Source organism: Streptomyces rimosus (assembly GCF_008704655.1).
Lineage (GTDB): Bacteria > Actinomycetota > Actinomycetes > Streptomycetales > Streptomycetaceae > Streptomyces > Streptomyces rimosus.
Window position 1 is genome coordinate 1,003,831 of record NZ_CP023688.1, and the last position, 16,806, is coordinate 1,020,636.

11 protein-coding genes are annotated in these 16,806 nt (G+C 71.6%); 4 read left to right on the forward strand and 7 right to left on the reverse strand.

Annotated elements, in window-relative coordinates:
- Positions 1–95 precede the first annotated feature (95 nt).
- From CP984_RS04085 to CP984_RS04110, 6 genes are all read right to left on the reverse strand, one after another.
- The gene (locus CP984_RS04085; RefSeq protein WP_030182004.1) at positions 96–1,187 is read right to left on the reverse strand and encodes a glutamate--cysteine ligase; all 1,092 of its coding nucleotides are present in this window, start codon (positions 1,185–1,187) and stop codon (positions 96–98) included.
- A gap of 162 nt (positions 1,188–1,349) precedes the next feature.
- Positions 1,350–2,348 (reverse strand): 2,3-diaminopropionate biosynthesis protein SbnA, encoded by a 999-nt coding sequence (gene sbnA / locus CP984_RS04090; protein WP_003984301.1) that lies wholly within the window; start codon positions 2,346–2,348, stop codon positions 1,350–1,352.
- A gap of 80 nt (positions 2,349–2,428) precedes the next feature.
- The gene (gene sbnB / locus CP984_RS04095) at positions 2,429–3,526 is read right to left on the reverse strand and encodes a 2,3-diaminopropionate biosynthesis protein SbnB (RefSeq protein ID WP_003984299.1); all 1,098 of its coding nucleotides are present in this window, start codon (positions 3,524–3,526) and stop codon (positions 2,429–2,431) included.
- Entirely contained in the window at positions 3,526–4,527 is a 1,002-nt protein-coding gene (locus tag CP984_RS04100) for a TauD/TfdA family dioxygenase (RefSeq protein WP_003984298.1), read from the reverse strand. Before CP984_RS04100 ends, sbnB begins: the two co-directional genes overlap by 1 nt.
- Positions 4,528–4,594: 67 nt before the next feature.
- On the reverse strand, positions 4,595–7,777 hold the full coding sequence (locus tag CP984_RS04105; RefSeq protein ID WP_030182001.1) for a non-ribosomal peptide synthetase: 3,183 nt from the start codon (positions 7,775–7,777) through the stop codon (positions 4,595–4,597).
- Between the two features lie 10 nt (positions 7,778–7,787).
- Positions 7,788–10,346, reverse strand: a complete 2,559-nt coding sequence (locus CP984_RS04110) for a Pls/PosA family non-ribosomal peptide synthetase (protein ID WP_003984295.1) — start codon at positions 10,344–10,346, stop codon at positions 7,788–7,790.
- A 509-nt stretch (positions 10,347–10,855) separates the two neighbouring features.
- Between CP984_RS04110 and CP984_RS04115 the strand changes: the two genes are divergently transcribed.
- The 3 genes from CP984_RS04115 to CP984_RS41155 all read left to right on the forward strand — a co-directional run bounded on the left by CP984_RS04115 (position 10,856) and on the right by CP984_RS41155 (position 14,370).
- On the forward strand, positions 10,856–13,642 hold the full coding sequence (locus tag CP984_RS04115) for an ATP-binding protein (protein ID WP_003984293.1): 2,787 nt from the start codon (positions 10,856–10,858) through the stop codon (positions 13,640–13,642).
- Positions 13,643–13,961: 319 nt separating this feature from the next.
- On the forward strand, positions 13,962–14,138 hold the full coding sequence (locus tag CP984_RS41150) for a hypothetical protein (RefSeq protein WP_156100287.1): 177 nt from the start codon (positions 13,962–13,964) through the stop codon (positions 14,136–14,138).
- Positions 14,139–14,211: 73 nt separating this feature from the next.
- Positions 14,212–14,370, forward strand: coding sequence for a hypothetical protein (locus tag CP984_RS41155; RefSeq protein WP_156100286.1), 159 nt, complete (start codon positions 14,212–14,214; stop codon positions 14,368–14,370).
- A gap of 64 nt (positions 14,371–14,434) precedes the next feature.
- Here CP984_RS41155 and CP984_RS04120 read toward each other — a convergent pair whose 3' ends face one another.
- Positions 14,435–15,880 carry a glyceraldehyde-3-phosphate dehydrogenase gene (locus CP984_RS04120; RefSeq protein ID WP_003984292.1) on the reverse strand — a complete coding sequence of 482 codons (1,446 nt, stop codon included), beginning with the start codon at positions 15,878–15,880 and terminating at the stop codon, positions 14,435–14,437.
- 208 nt (positions 15,881–16,088) lie between these two features.
- Between CP984_RS04120 and CP984_RS04125 the strand changes: the two genes are divergently transcribed.
- Positions 16,089–16,769 (forward strand): DNA alkylation repair protein, encoded by a 681-nt coding sequence (locus CP984_RS04125; RefSeq protein ID WP_003984291.1) that lies wholly within the window; start codon positions 16,089–16,091, stop codon positions 16,767–16,769.
- Positions 16,770–16,806: the final 37 nt, after the last annotated feature.

Below are 16,806 nucleotides of genomic sequence, written 5' to 3' on the forward strand. Positions count from 1 at the left end.
TCCTGACGCGCCCCCCACGGCGCGACGCGTGATCCCCGGTGCGGGGCGGCCTGACGGCTGCCCCGCATCGTTTGCTTGGTCGGGGGCGTCACCGATCAGTCGAGCGTGCGCCGCACACACTCCGTCACCACCCCCTGGAGGCTGCCCGTGCGCTGCAGCAGTTGTCGTTGGATGTGGGCGCCGTTGCCTGTCTTGAGGAGGGTGGTCAGGGATTCTTGGGCGGGCAGGATGTCGCCGGTGTCTTCCAGGGCGTCGCGTACGTGGTCGAACAGGGCCCGTACTACGGCTTCGGCCGGGGCGGGGCGCATTGTGGCGGGGTGGATCAGTTCGCCGTCGAGGCCGGAGCGGGCGGCTCGCCATGTCGCCAGGCGCAGCAGTGCCACCGTGTGCCGGGCGGGCGGTTCGCCGTCGCGCCACTGGCGTACCGCCGTCTCCACCAGGCCGCGGATCAGGGTCGCCAGCAGCACGGTGGTGGACGGGTCCAGGCACACGTCGGCGACCCGTACCTCCACGGTGGGGTATGTCCGGGACAGGCGGGCGTCGAAGTAGACCATGCCCGCGTCCTTCAGTACGCCGCTGGCCGTCATGTCGCGTACCTGCTCGTGGTACCGGTCGGCCGACCCGAACACCTCGACCGGCCCGGCCGACGGCCACCGCCCCCAGACCCGGTTGCGGTAGCTGCTGTATGTGGTGTCCCCGCCCTGCCAGAAGGGAGAGTTGGCGCTCATCGCCAGGAGTACGGACAGCCAAGGGCGTATCCGGTCGAGTACGGCGACGCCCTCCTCGTCCGAGTCGACGGCCACGTGGATGTGGCAGCCGCAGGTCAGCTGCTCCTGGGCGGTGAGGCCGAAGTGCTCCGCGAGCCACTGGTGGCGCTCGCCGGTGCCGATGGACGGGCTCACCTCCAGCGGCGAGGTGGCCAGGGCCACGGCCGCCGCGTCCAGTCCTTCGGCGTGGCGGGCCGCCTCCGCCCGCCACCGCCGGATCTCCTTGTCCAGGTCGCCCATGTCCGTCCGGGGCCGGGTGGCGAATTCCAGCTGCTGGCGGTGCAGCTCGCTCTCGAAGACCTCCTCGTTGCCCTGCTGGTCCCGCGAGGCCGCCGCGAGGACCGCCGCCGACAGGGCGCGCGGTAGTCCCGTCCGGGCGTCCACCAGCAGCAGTTCCTCCTCCACACCCACACTGCGCACGTCGTCCACCCTTTCTCGGCATCTGGCCTTCGGAACGGCTCACGTACCCCCGCCCGGGCGGCTCACGCTTGCATTCGACCGCTTGCGTGCATCGCGTGACAGCAGTGCCCGGCCGGTGGACGGGCCTCCGGCCGGGGTGTGGGCGGCCACGGCGTACGCGGATCACGCCGAGCGCATGCCGGTCAGCCGGTCGGGGGCGAGCAGGCCCTCGCCGTGCAGGTCGTCGCCGTAGCAGTCCTGCAGCCAGGTGGGCCGGTAGATCGTGTCGAGGTAGCGCTCACCGAGGTCGGGGGCGATCGCCACGGCGGTCAGGCGGTGCGGGCGGTGCCGGTCGAGCCAGTGCGCGGCGCCGCTGACGACGGTGCCGGTGGAGCCGCCGAAGAGGAAGCCGCGGCCGGCCAGGCGGTGGCAGGTGCGGATGGTGTCCGCCTCCTCCACGCGGATCACCTCGTCCACGTACGACGCGTCGAGCAGCTGGGGCGGGACGCTGGTGCCCAGGCCCGGGATCATCCGGCGGCCCGGGGCGCCGCCGAAGGAGACGGAGCCGACGCTGTCCACCGCGATGACCCGCACCGGCCGGTGCCAGGTACGGAAGTACCGGGCGCAGCCCATGAGGGTGCCGGTGGTGCCCGCGCCGACGAACAGCACGTCCAGGTGTGGGAACTGCCGGGCGATGGCGGGCGCGGTCCGGCGGTAGTGCGCCTTCCAGTTGTCCTGGTTGGCGAACTGGTTGAGCCAGACATAGCGGCTGTCCGAGGCGGTCAGGCTGCGTACGTAGTCGATGCGCGCGCCGAGGAAGCCGGCCTGGGCGTCCGGTTCGGTGATCACGTGCACCCGGCTGCCCAGCGCCTCCATCGTCCGCCGGGCCGCCAGGTTGCAGCGGGCGTCCGTGACGCACAGGAATCCGTAGCCCTTGCTGGCCGCGATGATGCTCAGCGCCACCCCCAGGTTCCCGGACGAGGATTCCACCAGGGTGGCTCCGGGCGTGAGCACCCCGTCGCGTTCCGCGGCCGCGACCATTTCCGTCGCCGCCTTCAGTTTGATCGAGCCCGCGAAATTGAAGCCCTCGCATTTCAGGAAGAGCGGATGCCCGAACGTCGCCCGCAGGTCGACGTAGAGGTCCTCCTCGTTGAAGTCGAGCGGCATGGATATGACCGGCACGTGTTCCCCCCTGGTTCCGCAGTGCACTCAGTCGTTCACCGGGGCCGACGCGGTCGGCCCCTTCGTCACCGGCAGCGTGGTCATCCGTGCCGGCGCAGTTCGTGGAAGAAGTCGTCGATGACGTGCAGTTCGCCGGAGCGGGCCACTTCGCCGTGGACGAAGTCGCCGACGGCGAGGTCGAGTACGCCGAGCCCGAAGGGCGAGAAGATCACCGTACGGTCGTCCGGTACGCGCACCCGCCCGGCCAGCACGTCGGCGAGTGTCCCGTCGATGAAGTCCCGGTTACCCCTGCGCTGTTCGGCCAGGTGCGGTGACGTGTCGGCCTTCAGGCAGTGGTCCACGTCGTCGACGAAGTTGGCCGAGTCGAGCACGATCTCGGGCGTCAGGTCGCGCAGCGAGATGTGCAGCACCAGCGGGTGGTGCGCGAACCAGGCCGGGTCGGTGATGTGCGGCCGGGCGGCGACGGTGGCGAAGACGACGAGGTCGCTGGTGCGGATCAGCCGCTCGGGGTCGGTGTGGAGGGTGATGTGGCCGGCGGGTGACGCCGGGTGTGCTTCCGCGTGCTGTTCGAGGTAGGTGCGGAAGCCGGCCGCGCTGTCGGCGGACACGTCGTACACCCCAGTGGCCTCGAACCGCTGGCCGGTGGCGGCCAGGAAAGTGTGGATGTAGCGGGCGATCAGGCCGGTGCCGAGGAATCCGACGCGCCGCGGGCGCGGCCGGCCGCTGCTGAGCCGGTCGGCCGCCGAAGCCGCCGAGGCCGCCGTCCTGGTGGCGCTGATGATCGAACTCTCCAGGCAGGCGTACGGATAGCCGGTGGCAGGATCGTTGAGGATCAGCACGGCCGAGGCCCGCGGGATGCCTTCCGCCACGTTCCGCGGGAAGCTGGAGATCCACTTCAGGCCGTCCACCGGGCGCGGTCCGCCGAGTGAGGCGGGCAGGGCGATGATCCGGGAGTCCGGGCGGTCGGGGAAGCGCAGGAAGTAGGACGGCGGGTTGAGCGTGTGCCCATCGCTGTGCAGCCGGTAGGTGTCCTCGACCAGGCGGACGAGCTGCCGCTCGCGGCCCCGCAGGACCCGCTGCACCTGGGCCCCGGAGATGGCCGCGAAGGGCGGCACCGTGCGCGGCCCGTCCGGTGCGGCGGGAGCGTTCCGCGTCCCGGTGGAAGGTGTGCCGGTCATCAGGCCATCGCCTCCCCCGTGGGCGCGCCGGCGGTCAGGTGCACCGCGTCGGTCATGCCGACGAGCACCTCGCGCGGCCCCTCGTACGGCTCCCTGCTGTGGGCCGTACGGACGTTGTCGACGAGCATCAGATCGCCCGCCTGCCACGGTTCGCGCGTGGTGTGGGCCTCGTAGACGGAGTTGAGCAGCTGTACGACGTCCTCGCCGATCGGGTCGCCGCCGCCGTAGCGGGTGTTGAACGGGAGCGCGTCGGCCCCGTACACGTCCATCAGGTACTCGCGCACCTCGGGGTCCATCGTCCATTCGCTGAGGAAGGCGATCTGGTTGAACCAGCAGCGGCGGCCGGTGACCGGGTGGCGCAGCACGGCGCCGCGCCGCTGCCGGGTGCGCAGGGCGCCGTCCGGCTGCCAGGCGTAGTCGATGGCGTGGCCGCGGCAGTAGCGTTCGACGGCGCGGCGGTCGTCGGTGCCGAACGCCTCGGTGAGGGTGGCGCCGATCTCGTCGTTGTAGGTACGGGTGAGCAGCCAGCCCTCGGCCTCGAAGCGCGCGGTCAGCTCGGCGGGCAGCGCGTCCAGGACGGCCGACGCGTCGGCGACCGCGGTCGCGCCGCCGCTGTCCGGCGCGCCGAGGCACGCGAAGAGCAGCAGACCGGGGGCCGCGAGGGTGTAGCTCAGCTCGTGGTGCATGCACATCGGCTGGTAGGACGGCCATTGGGCGGAGGAGTACACGCCGTCGGCGTACTCGCGGCGCGGCGCGAAGGCTTCCCGCTCGGTCAGCAGGCCGGTGCCCAGGTGCCGGAAGACGGCGGCGGTCTGGTCGGCGTCCCGCAGTCCGAGGCCGCGGACCAGGACGGAGCCGTGTTCGGTGGCGAGGGCCCGCAGGGTGTCCCGGTAGCCGGCGGCCCAGCTCGCCGCGTCGCCGGTGGGCTCGGCCAGGAGGACCGGGGGCGTGCCGGGGACGAGGTTGACGTCGACGGGCGGTGTGGCGGGTGAGGGTGGCATGGGGTGGTCCTTTCGGTCGTGCGGGGCGGTACTTACGGATGGTTCGGCCGTGTCTTCGGTGTTGTCCTCAGGAGGGCGCTCGTAGTTCGACAGCGCGCAGCACCGCCCGCGCCGTGTCGTCCGGCCTGGTGAGCGGGAAGCCGTGGCCGCCCGCCGGCAGCTCGTACAGCTCGACCTGCTCGGCCAGCAGCTCCCAGGCCCGGTAGTGGCGCCGGAACCGGGCCGTGCGCGGGTCGTCGGCCGCGACGACGACGGTGACCGGTGTGGTCAGCTGCGCCGCGGGCGGTACGGAAGGTGCGTGGACGTCATCGGGCAGGTGCGCTCCGATGAACAGCCGTCGGGCGCTTTTGCCGCGCTCCTCCAGTTTCCGGGCCGCTTCCACGGCGTACGCGGCTCCCGAGCCCTGCCCCCACAGCAGGAGCCCGGCCGGGGCGAGCCGGGCCAGCTCGGCGACGAGATGCTCGACGCGTTCCATGCCGACCGCCGGTCCGGATGCGGACGGCTCCCGCCCCGGCAGCTCGGCCGCGTACACCGCCCGCCCGCTCTCCCGCAGCGCCTCGGCCAGCGGCTGGAAGGCCGCCGCCTCACCCCCCGTCCAGGGGAAGCACACCAGGGCGCCTCCGTGGGCGGCGTCCGGTGCGGACAGTGGGCGCAGCAGTTGCGTGCCTGTCGTCGTAGCCGCCCCTGACCTGCTGTCCAGCAGTCCCGCCAGGTCGGCGAGGACCGGATGCCGGGTGACGTCCTTGAGGGAGACCGCGCGGTCCAGGAGGATCGCCAGTTTCACCGCCGCGAGCGAGGTGCCGCCCCGGTCGAAGAAGTGGTCCCGGCGGCCGACGCGGTTCTGGGGCATGCCGAGCACCGTGGCCCACGCGGCGGCGAGCCGCTGTTCCGTGGGGGTACGCAGGGTGCCGCGGTGGTCGTCCGTGGCGTCCAGTTCGGCGGCGAGCGCGGTCAGGGCCTTGCGGTCGGTCTTACTGTTGGCGGTCAGCGGCAGTCCGTCGCCGCGCCAGTGGAAGGCCGACGGGACCATGTACGCGGGCAGTGACCGCTCCAGGCGGCCGCGCAGAGTGTCGGCGCCGACCGGCCGCCGGCCGCTGTAGAAGGCCACCAGGCGCGCGGCCTGCCCGGCCCGTTCGCTGACGACCACGGCGGCGTCGCGGACACCGGGCGCCTGGAGCAGCGCGTTCTCGACCTCGCCGGTCTCGACGCGGAAGCCGCGGACCTTGACCTGGGTGTCGCGGCGGCCCAGGAACTCCAGCTTCCCGTCGGGCCGCCAGCGGCCGAAGTCGCCGCCCTGGTAGAGCCGTTGGCCCGGCCTGTAGGGGTCGGCGCCGAAGCAGGCACGGGTGCGCTCGGGGTCGTTGACGTAGCCGCGGCCCACGCACACGCCGGAGAAGACGATCGCGCCGGGCGCGCCGAGCGGGACCGGCGCCAGGTGCTCGTCGACGACGTACTGGCGCACATTGCCGACCGGCGGGCCGAGCGGGACCCGCGGCCCCTCCGGTGCGCGGCGCATGACCTCGTGGTTGGTGTCGTCCGAGGTCTCGGTCAGCCCGTATGCGTTGACCAGGGCGACGCCGGGCCGGGCGGCGAACCAGCGCTGCGCCAGCTCGGGTTTCAGCGCCTCGCCGGTCGCGGACACGTACGCCAGGTCGGGCAGCTCGCGGGGGTGCTGCTCCAGGTAGGACAGGACGGCTTCCAGGTACGACGGTACGACCTGGAGGACGCGGACCCGGCCGTCGGCGAGCCGGTCGACGAAGCGCGGGACGTCCAGCACGGCCTCCTGCTCGATCAAGAGGGTGCAGCCGCCGACGAGGAGCGCGGCGATCAGCTGCCACAGCGAGATGTCGAAGCACTGGGGCGCGGTCTGGGCGACCACCTGGCCCGGGCCGATCTCCAAATCGTCGATCTTGGCGTAGAGGTGGTTGACCAGGCCCGCGTGCTCGCACATCGCGCCCTTGGGCTCGCCGGTGGAGCCGGAGGTGAAGTAGATGTAGGCGAGTTGGCCGGGCGTGACGCGGAGGCCGAGGTCGTGGGCGGGGTGGTCTTCCGCGTAGGCCGTCTCCACGGACAGGCACCGGACCCCGGGCAGGGTCTTCACGGCCGCGTCGAGGGTGGCCGTGCTGCCGCGTTCGGTGAGGACGAGGCCGCAGCCCGCCCGGGTGAGGGTGGTCGCGATGCGGTCGGCGGGGAAGTGCGGCTCGATGGGCAGGTAGGCGCCGCCGGCCTTGAAGATGGCGAGGACGGCGGCCATCCAGTCCAGGGTGCGTTCGGTGACCACCGCGACGACTCCCTCGCGGCGCAGGCCCCGCGCCAGCAGGGCCCGGCCGAGCTGGTTGGCGCGGGCGTTGAGCTCCGCGTACGTCCAGTGCCGGTCGCCGTGGACGGCCGCGACGGCGTCGGGGTGCGCCGCCACCTGCTGTTCGAAGATCTCGTGCACGCGGCGGTCCGGGAGTTCCCTGCGGGGCCCGGCGAGCCCTTCGAGCTGGAGGGCGAGTTCGCCGGCGGAGAGCAGGCTCTGCCGGTCGTGTTCGGCGTACGGATCGGCGGCGATGAGGACGAGGGCGGTCAGGTGGTATCCGGCGATCCGGGCGGCGCACTCCGCGTCGAGCGCGTCGGTGCGGTGGCGCAGCCGTAAGGCCAGGCGGCCATCTTGCAGGGTGACGCCCGTCGCGAGAACGGTGGATGGAGCGAGGTCGGTGGATGGGGCGAGGTCGGTGGACGGAGCGAGGCCGGTGGACGGAGCAAGGTCGATGGGCGAAGCAAGGCCGGTGGGCGGAACGAGGTCGCCATTCGGGCAGTGCGGGTCGAAGACCGTCTCGTAGAGCGGGCCTTCGATGCCCAGGTCCCGTTCCAGGTCCTCGACCGGCGCGTCCTGGTGGGCCAGCAGCCGGGATTCGGCCCGGCGGGTGTGCAGCACCAGCGCCCGCCAGGTGCCGGGGACGGCCGTCAGGCGGCACGGGAGCGGCCGGCCGCCCGCCGTCGCGGCGTAGCCGGTGGTGACCTCGCGTTCGCCGGTCAGTGCGGCGAGCACCTTGACGTGTGCGGCCAGCAGTACGGAGCGCAGCGGTACCGCCAGTTCGGCCGCGACGCGCCGCAGGGCCGCCAGGAGGTCGTCGGGAATCGCGGCTTCGTGCGCGGCCAGGCCCGGTACGGGGTCGCGGGTCCACCGCGGGAGGGCGGTGAAGCCACCGCCGTCGAGCACGCCGCGCCAGAACTCGCGACCGGCTTCTGCTGCTGACCTGGCCATCGTGGGGTCCTCACTTCTCGGTCATGGTGTCGGTCATCTCCCGGGCGGGGTTGCCGCCCCACCGCGCGTGGCGGGGCACGTCCTCGCCCTTCATGAGGAAGGTGTCGGGCGCGAGCGCCGCGCCGTCGCCCACCGTGGCGCCGTAGTGGACGAAGGCTCCGGTGCCGAGGGTGCAGCCGTCGCCGAGGGTGGTGCGGTCGGACTTGAAGGTGCCGTCCTCCTGGGAATGGCACTGGATGACGCTGCCCGCGTTGAGCGTGCAGTGGTCGCCGAACGTGACGAGGGAACGTTCGGGCAGGAAGCAGCCGTCGTCGAAGAGCCGCCGCCCGACCCGGGCGCCCAGCGCCCGCCAGAACAAGCTCTTGAACGGGGTGCCGTTCAGGAAGCGCAGGGGCATCGCGTGGAGCTTCCAGAACCGTTCGTGCCGCCAGAAGTACGGCGTGTAGATCGAGCAGTAGCGCGGGACCTGGCGCCGGAAGCCGTTGACGGCGCGTTCGGCGCACACGGAATGGCCGACGGAGAAGAGCAGCGCGAGGACCGATCCCAGGGCGACCGCCGGGGCGCCCCACACCGGGTAGAGGTCGGCGGCGGCCCAGACGATCAGCGTCACCACGAACACCTGTGACCAGCGGACCAGCAGGAACAGTCCCATCGTGCGCAGGTTGTAGGCGTTCTTGGCGGCGAGCCGGCGCCGCAGTGCCTCGCCGCTGCGCAGGTGGTCGAAGGCGGCGTCGCGCTCGACGGACCGGGGGATCTCGAAGCAGGGCGAGCCCAGCAGGCCGACGCCTTCCCGTACGGGCCCGTCCAGGGGGACCGCGACCTTCGTGGCGAGGAGGCAGTTGTCGCCCGTCCGGCCGCCGGGCGGGTAGTGGACGGCGTTGCCGAGGAAGTTGTGCGGTCCGATGGCGACGCGCGAGAGGCGGAAGGAGGTACGGGAGTACTCCGCGTTCATGATCGACAGGCCGTCGGCGACCATCGTGCCGCTGCCGACCGTGCTCAGGTGCGGGGATTCCTGCCGTACCTCGGTGCCGAAGTTCGAGCCGGTCTGCTCGACGGGGAGCAGGCCGTAGCCGAGGCGGCCGAGGTAGGGGACGACGTAGGAGCTGTCGCCGAAGAGCCGCATGAAGAACTTGATGTTGGTCATCCGGGCGATGGTCCGGTGCAGCGAATAGTGCAGGCCGTAGAGCGGATAGACCTTGCCGGGCACGATGAGCAGGTTGAGCAGCCGGGGCACCGTGACCACCACGATCAGACCGGCGAGCGTGCCGCCGAAGAACAGGGCGAGCGAGGTGACCAGCGCATCGCCGTAGAAGGACCAGGTCGTGAAGGCGAGCGGGCCCTCGTCCAGGAGCGTGGCCAGCCGCGGGACCTCGGCGAGCAGGATGCTCACCCCGCCGATGCTCAGCGGCAGGTACACGAGCAGCGCGCTGAGCAGTTGCAGCGCCCCGTAGGCGGTGCGCGGGCCGACGCGGCCGGTCGCGTCGAGCCTTTGGTAGTCCACTTCCGTACGTTGCGCGGGAGAGCCGTGCCAGTGTTCGCCGGCGGGGACAGTCTGGCCCGGGTGGAGGGAGGACGCGTGGCCCAGTTGGGCTCCGTCGCCGAGCGAGGTTCCGATGTCGAGCACCGTCGCCTCGCTGACGAGCACATTCTGTCCGAGGGTGACCGGTCCGGTCCGGATCACTCCGGCGCGGGCCCGGTAGCAGGTGAAGTACGCGTCCTTGCGGATGACCGTGCCCGCTCCGACGGTCAGCAGGTCGGTGCAGACCGGCACGTGCTTGGACAGGATCGTGACGTCCCGTCCGATCTTGGCGCCCAGCGCCCTGAGGTAGCCGATGTAGAGCGGTGATCCCACGAAGAGGACCAGCGGGCTGACGTGCATCAGCGTCCGGACGGCCCAGAACCGGAAGTACGTCAGGCTCCAGACGCGTATCTCCCGGGGCTTCCAGCGCCCGATGAGCACCCACTTGGCGAGCACCGGGAGGCCGCACAGGCCGAGGAAGACCACGGCGCCGAAGAGGACCGCCCGCAGGTAGACGCCGCCCGGGCCCGGCGCGGCGGACATCCATTCGTAACCGGAGGAGGTGACGACCGCAACAAGGAAGGAGCAGCCGAGGAGCGTCAGGAGCTGGAGCGTTCCGCACAGCAGATACGCGGGGGTGCCGACGGGAGGCGCCGCCTCGGACGGCTCGGGGTCCGGCGGCGGCACCGGCGTCCGGGCGGCCGTTCCCGGCGCCTCCCCGGCGAGCGCCGTCGCCAGGCCGCTGATCGTCGGGTACCGGTAGATGTCCTTCATCGACACCGACGGGAGGTCGGCGCGCTTCCTGACACGGGCGCAGAAGTGGGCCATGAGCAGCGAGTCGGCGCCCAGGTCGGTGAAGAAGTGGGCATCGGTGCGCACGTGCTCGACGCGCAGGACGGCGGCCAATGTCGCGGCGAGCACGGTTTCGGTGTCGGCCGGCTCACCGGGATCGCCGTGCGGGACGGTGGACGGGCCGGTCGGCGGTGCGGCTGCCGGGGCGGGGGACGCGCCGGCCGGGCCGGCTACTGGTGCCTCGACGGATTTTCCCACCACGTGAGCTCCTTCGGAGGTACGGAAGAGTTGGGGTGCACCGGGCGTCCGGCTGCCGACGGGGCGGTCCTTGATGTCGGCGGAGCCGTCCCCGGTGCGCCGGCGGCTCGGGTCTCTTGCCGCCATAGGCGTGAACCGCAACGGAACACCGTGAAAATTCAAGTAACACTGGGAAGACCACGATCGGCCGGGCAGCGCGCAGGGGTGCGTAATCCGTAGAGCCGGTACGTCCAAGGCGGCCGCGGCACCGTCGTGTTCACCCGCTCCGGGTGCCCGCCCCGGCACCGCTCGCCGACCACCGCGGCGGGCTGCCGCCGGCGCCCCTTCACCAGTGACGCCGCATGTCCCACCCGCCACCGGCAGCTGCGTCACTGTCGTATACAACCGCCTGGTCGGTACGGGCGAGCTGCGGGGAATCAGCCTGCTTTCGGTTGTTCCGGCGCCGGATGCGAACCTATTCTCGCGGCGGGGGGTGCACCACGATGCGCCACTCGGTTGGAGCGTCGAAGATGGTGTCAGCCGCAGGACCCGCAGGCTTCCCCGCCTCACTGACGACCTTCGTGGGCCGTCGGCAGGAAGCCGCTGGAGTCGGAGCGCGTCTGGAGCGCAGCCGCCTGGTCACCCTGACCGGAGCCGGCGGCGCGGGAAAGAGCCGGCTCGCCATCGAGGTGGCCACCGGCCGCGCCCACCGCCACCGGGACGGCGTGCGCTTCGTCGAACTGGCGGTCCTCGCCGATCCGCTCCTGCTGGCCCACGCCGTGGCGGCCGGTCTCGGCATACAGGAACAGGCGGGCCGGACGCTGCCGGAGGTCCTGGCCGAGCGGCTGCGCGACGCGGACATGCTGCTCGTCCTGGACTGCTGCGAGCATCTCGTGGAAGCCGTCGCGCAGTTCGTCCTCACCCTGCTGTCCGCCTGCCCGGACCTGCGCGTCCTGGCCACGAGCCGGGAGCGCCTGGGCGTCCCCGGCGAAGTCCTCTGGCCGGTGACGGGCCTCGCCACTCCCCCGGCACACGTCGGCGGGGCCGAGATCCTGGAGTACGACGCGGTACGCCTGTTCGCCGACCGGGCCGCCGCGGTCGAGCCGGGGTTCGCGGTCACCGACGCGAACGCGGCGGCGGTGGCGGAGATCTGCCGCAAGCTGGACGGACTGCCGCTGGCCATCGAACTGGCCGCGGCGCGCACGAACGCGCTCGACGCGGCGCAGCTCAGCGGGTGGCTGGACGGCCGCTTCCGGTTCCTGGCGTGGGAGACCCGGGCGTCCTCCCCCCGTCACCGGACGCTGGACAGCGTCGTGGAGTGGAGTTACGACCTGCTGAGCGAGCCCGAACGGACGCTGTTCGAGCGGCTGGCGGTGTTCGCGGGCGCCTTCACACTGGACGCCGCCGAGGCCGTGACCGCCGAGGGGGCCGACACCGCCGACCTCGGGGAACTGCTCCTGCGGCTGGTCGACAAGTCGCTGGTGACGGTCGTGCCGCAGCACACGCCGGCCCGCTACCGGATGCTGGAGACCCTGCGCGCGTACGGGCTGGCGCGATTACGGGAGCACGGCGGCCTGGCGACGCTGACGGCGCAGCACGCCGCGTACTTCCACGACCTCGCCGAACAGGCGTGGGAACGGTTCCGGGGGCCGCACCAGGCACTGTGGCTGGAGCGCCTGCGGGCCGAGCACGACGACCTCCGGGTCGCCCTCGAATACCTGCTGACCTCCCACGACATCGACAACGCGGTGTGCCTGGCCGGCGCCCTCGCCTCGTTCTGGGACGTGCAGGGCCACTACACCGAGGGACGCGTCTGGCTCGAACGGGCGCTGGGCGCGAACCGCGACGCCGCCGCCAAAGGCCGCGTACGGGCCCTGAACGGACTGGGCCTCCTCGCCGTGATCCAGGGGGACGTGGAACGCGCCCGGGTGTCCTGCTCCGAAGCCGAACTGCTGTCGCGCCGCAACGGCGACCTGCCCGGCCTCGTGTGCGCCCTCCAGTGCCTCGGGTTCGCCGCACTGCTCGTGGGCAATCCGGACCACGCGGTGGAGATGCTGGACCAGTCGCTGGAGACCGCCCTGAAGACCGGTGAACCGTGGCTGGCGGGCTGGTCCTACCTGTTCCTGGCCATGGTGGAGGTCGTGCGCAGCGACTTCGCGCGGGCCTCCCAGCACGGCAGGACCGCGTTCCACCTGCTGTACGAGGCGGGTGAGCCGAAGAGCATCGCGTGGGCCCATCTCACCCTCGCCACCGCTTCGTGGGGCCTGGGGGACGTCCGCGACGCCCGTGCCCGTACGGGAGAGGCGCTGCGCCTGTTCCACCAACTCGACGCCCCGTGGGGCCTCGCCGAGGTCTTCCAGGTCGCGGCCATGCTGGCCATGTCGCATCAGCACTGGGAGCGGGCCGCCGCCCTGTTCGGAGCCGCGGACACGGCGCGGAAGAAGTCCGGTGCCGCACTCCCGGCCTTCCTCAAGGGGTGGCGGGCGGCCGGTATCCGCAAGGTGCGGGCGGAACTGGGCGAGCAGCGCTTCGGCACGGCGCGGGAGCACGGGCTGCGGTGGCCGCTCGAAGCCGCCGTGCTGGCCGCCGCCGCGGAACTCGGTACGGCACCGCCGCCGCTCCCGCCGGCCCGTGGAGAGACACCGCGTACGGGAGCAGCCCGTAGGGAGGCGTCTCGTACGGAGGCGCCTCGTAGGAGCGCGGCCGCCACCGATACCCGCGCGGTGGCAGTGCCCCACCAGGCCGCGCTGCGCCGGAAAGGGGATTACTGGACCCTCAGCCACGACGGCCTGGTCGTGCACCTCAAGCACACGGTCGGCCTCGGCTATCTGGCCCGGCTGCTCGCCGAACCCGACCGGGAGTTCCTGGCCCGCGAACTGGCGGCGGCCGAGCGCGGCATGGCCACCATCGGGGCCCCGGTCCTACGGGAATGGCCCGCCTCCCCCGGCCCCGGCGACGCCGGTCCGGCCCTCGACGCCCGCGCGAAGGCGGCCTACCGCAGGCGCCTGCGCGAGCTGGCCGAGGATCTGGAGGAGGCCGAGCGCTTCCACGACACCGGACGCGCCGAACGGGTCCGCGTCGAACTCGACGCGGTGACCGAGCAGCTCGCCGGCGCGGTCGGCCTCGGTGGCCGCGACCGCCGGGCGGACTCCGACAGCGAGCGGGCCCGTCTGAGCGTCACCAAAGCCCTGAAGGCCGCGGTGAAACGCGTCGCCGTGCACGACCCGGTGCTCGGACTGCACCTCCAGCGCAGCGTACGAACCGGGGCCTATTGCTCGTATGCACCGGATCCGGCTACGCGCATCGTCTGGCTGTAGACCCGTCCGGGACGCACGACGCGGGAGGTACTGGCCGAAAGTGATCCCCAGTTCAGGCCAAGTCGATTATCGTGCGGCTACTGGTGGGGCAATTGGCGTCATGACGGACATCGGATGACCGTGCGGCATCCGTCCTCCGGAACGGCGCGCCTTTTCCGGACATTCTCTGAATAACGGCGTGCTGATGTTGTGATGGGTGTACTCGGGCTGCACGCGGGGTGGTGTGGGTTCGAGGAGCTGCTATGTATTGCAACCGGTGTGGTGCCCAGGTCATTCAAGGGCCGGACGGCGGATGGTCGTGCAACTGTGGAGCGTCTGGATGACAGAGGCTGAACCAAGGCCCGGCAGCGCGGGCATCGGGGAACCGGCCGTACGGCGGCCGGAGTACTTCACCACAGCCCCGTGCCCGCGCTGCCAGACCGCCAACGACGGACTCAACGGCCGCTTCGCGTGCGACGCCTGCGGCCATGCGTATTCCTTCCACCCTTCGGCCTGACGGACCGGAGGGCGCGTACCACCGCATACCGCGGCTCTTCGTTGGATTCCCGCGCAGCGGGTAGAACGCAGAGGTGGAGTATGTGGTGGTGCTGTTGCTCGCCTCCGTACTGATCGGCGGGCTGGTGGTGTTCCTCATAGAGGCCGGTGTCCGGCGCACGCGATCCCTGGCCGCCCGCGACGAGCGGGAGGTCGACGAGTTGCGCCGGCGCTACGGGGAGGGACGGTGGTGACGGACCGGCGCCGGCGGCCTCCCTGCCCGCCGGAGGACGGCGGGCAGGGGACGGTGCCGGACCGTCAGGCCACCGGGGCCGGGTAGGTCGGGTACTCCACGCCGGAGACGTACTGCACGACGCGGATGACCTGGCACGAGTAGCCGAACTCGTTGTCGTACCAGAGGTAGAGGATGGCGTTGTCGCCGTCGACCTTGGTGGCGCCGGCGTCGACGATCGAGGCGTGGCGCGAGCCGATGAAGTCGCTCGACACCGCGTCGGGGGCGCTGATGAAGTCGATCTGGCGCTTGAGCGGCGAGGTCAGCGACACGTTGCGGAGGTAGTCCAGGACCTCCTCGCGGGTGGTCTCGCGCTCCAGCTGGAGGCTGAGGATCGCGATCGAGACGTCCGGTACCGGGACGCGGATCGAGCTGCCGGTGATCTTCGCGTCGAGGTCGGGCAGCGCCTTGGCGACGGCGGAGGCGGCGCCGGTCTCGGTGATGACCATGTTGAGCGGCGCGGAACGGCCGCGGCGCTCCGCCTTGTGGTAGTTATCCAGCAGGTTCTGGTCGTTGGTGAACGAGTGGACGGTCTCCACGTGACCGCGCCGTACGCCGTACTCGTCCGCCATCGCCTTCAGCGGCGGCACGATCGCGTTGGTGGTGCAGGACGCGCAGGACAGAATCGTTTCGTCCGGCTTGATCATGTCGTGGTTGACGCCGTGCACGACGTTGGGCACATCGCCCTTGCCCGGCGCGGTCAGCACCACCTTGGCGATGCCGGGGCGCAGATGCTTCGACAGGCCCTCGCGGTCGCGCCACTTGCCGGTGTTGTCGATGAGGATGGCGTCCTTGATGCCGTACGCCGTGTAGTCCACCGCCGTCGGGTCGTCGGCGTAGATCATCTGGATCTCGTTGCCATTGGCGATGATCTTGTTGTTCGCCTCGTCGACGGTGATCGTGCCCTGGAACTGGCCGTGGATCGAGTCCCGGCGCAGCAGCGAGGCACGCTTGATGATGTCCTGGTCGCCGCCGCCCCGCACGACGATGGCGCGCAGCCGCAGTCCATTGCCGGAACCGGCCTTCTCGATGAGCAGACGGGCCACGAGGCGGCCGATGCGGCCGAACCCGTAGAGGACGACATCGCGTCCCTCACGGCACTCGATCTTGTTCTCGCCCGTGGCGCCGGCGACGGCCTCGGCGGTGAACTCCGCCACCGACAGCCCGCGGTCGTCGCTCCGGTACGTCGCCGCGAGCATGCCGATGTCGATCTGGGAGGGGCCGAGGTCCAGCGCGGCGAGCGCCTGGAGGAACGGCAGCGTCTCGGTGACCGAGAGCTCCTCGCCGGCGATCTGCCGCGCGAAGCGGTGCGCCTTCAGGATGCTGACCACCGACTTGTTCACCAGGGAGCGGCTGTGGAGGAGGACCGTGACGTCCCGCTCCCGGTGCAGCTTCCCGATGATCGGGATCATCGACTCCGCGATCTCCTCGCGGTTCTTCCAGTTTGTGAACGAGTCCTCGTTGACAGTCACAGGTCCATCTTTCGAGCTAGGCGGTGCTCAGATGCTAACCCCACCGCTCTTTCGTTGCTCAGGGGGTGGGTCGATGGGGCGCTTTGCCGGATATGCGGGCCCGATATGCGGGATTTCGGACCGGTAGCTGCCATCGAACCGGCGCGCACGCCAGGAGGCCGACGTCCGTCGTAGGCTGAATTCCGGACAGGAGAGGCAGGAGGCTGCGGTGGCCGAGACGGCGGTGTCCGAGGTGATGGCCGAGCTGGCCGGGCTGGCGGACCCCAGGACACGCGAAGTGAACGAGAAGCACGGTGACGACCACGGTGTGAACCTCGGCAAGCTGCGCGCGCTCGCGAAGCGGCTGAAGACGCAGCAGGAACTCGCGCGCGGGCTCTGGGCGACGGGCGACAGCGCGGCGCGGCTGCTGGCGCTCCTGATCTGCCGCCCCAAGGCGTTCGGGCGCGACGAGCTGGACGGCATGCTGCGCGAGGCGCGCACACCCAAGGTGCACGACTGGCTCGTGAACTACGTGGTGAAGAAGAACCCGCACGCGGAAGAGCTGCGCGTGGCCTGGTCCGCCGACCCGGACCCGGTGGTCGCCAGTGCGGGCTGGGCGCTGACCACCGAGCGCGTGGCCAAAAAGCCTGCGGGCCTGGACCTCGCGGGGCTGCTCGACACCATCGAGGCGGAGATGCGGGACGCCCCGGACCGCCTCCAGTGGGCGATGAACCACTGCCTGGCGCAGATCGGGATCGAGCACCCGGAGCACCGCGCCCGCGCGATCGGCATCGGCGAGCGCCTGGGAGTGCTCAAGGACTACCCGACTTCCCCGGGCTGCACGTCCCCGTTCGCGCCCACCTGGATCAGCGAGATGGTGCGCAGGCAGGGCGGCAAGGCGGCGGGCTGATCACCGGCCGGTTCCGCGCGGGGCGTACGGACGCGCC

What these genes read in the sequence shown, in the direction of transcription:
- CP984_RS41150 (WP_156100287.1), top strand. Translation starts at nt 13,962, where the DNA reads ATGACAGAGGCTGAACCAAGGCCCGGCAGCGCGGGCATCGGGGAACCG.
- CP984_RS04115 (WP_003984293.1), top strand. Translation starts at nt 10,856, where the DNA reads ATGGTGTCAGCCGCAGGACCCGCAGGCTTCCCCGCCTCACTGACGACC.
- CP984_RS04100 (WP_003984298.1), bottom strand. Translation starts at nt 4,527, where the DNA reads ATGCCACCCTCACCCGCCACACCGCCCGTCGACGTCAACCTCGTCCCC.
- sbnB (WP_003984299.1), bottom strand. Translation starts at nt 3,526, where the DNA reads ATGACCGGCACACCTTCCACCGGGACGCGGAACGCTCCCGCCGCACCG.
- CP984_RS04105 (WP_030182001.1), bottom strand. Translation starts at nt 7,777, where the DNA reads ATGGCCAGGTCAGCAGCAGAAGCCGGTCGCGAGTTCTGGCGCGGCGTG.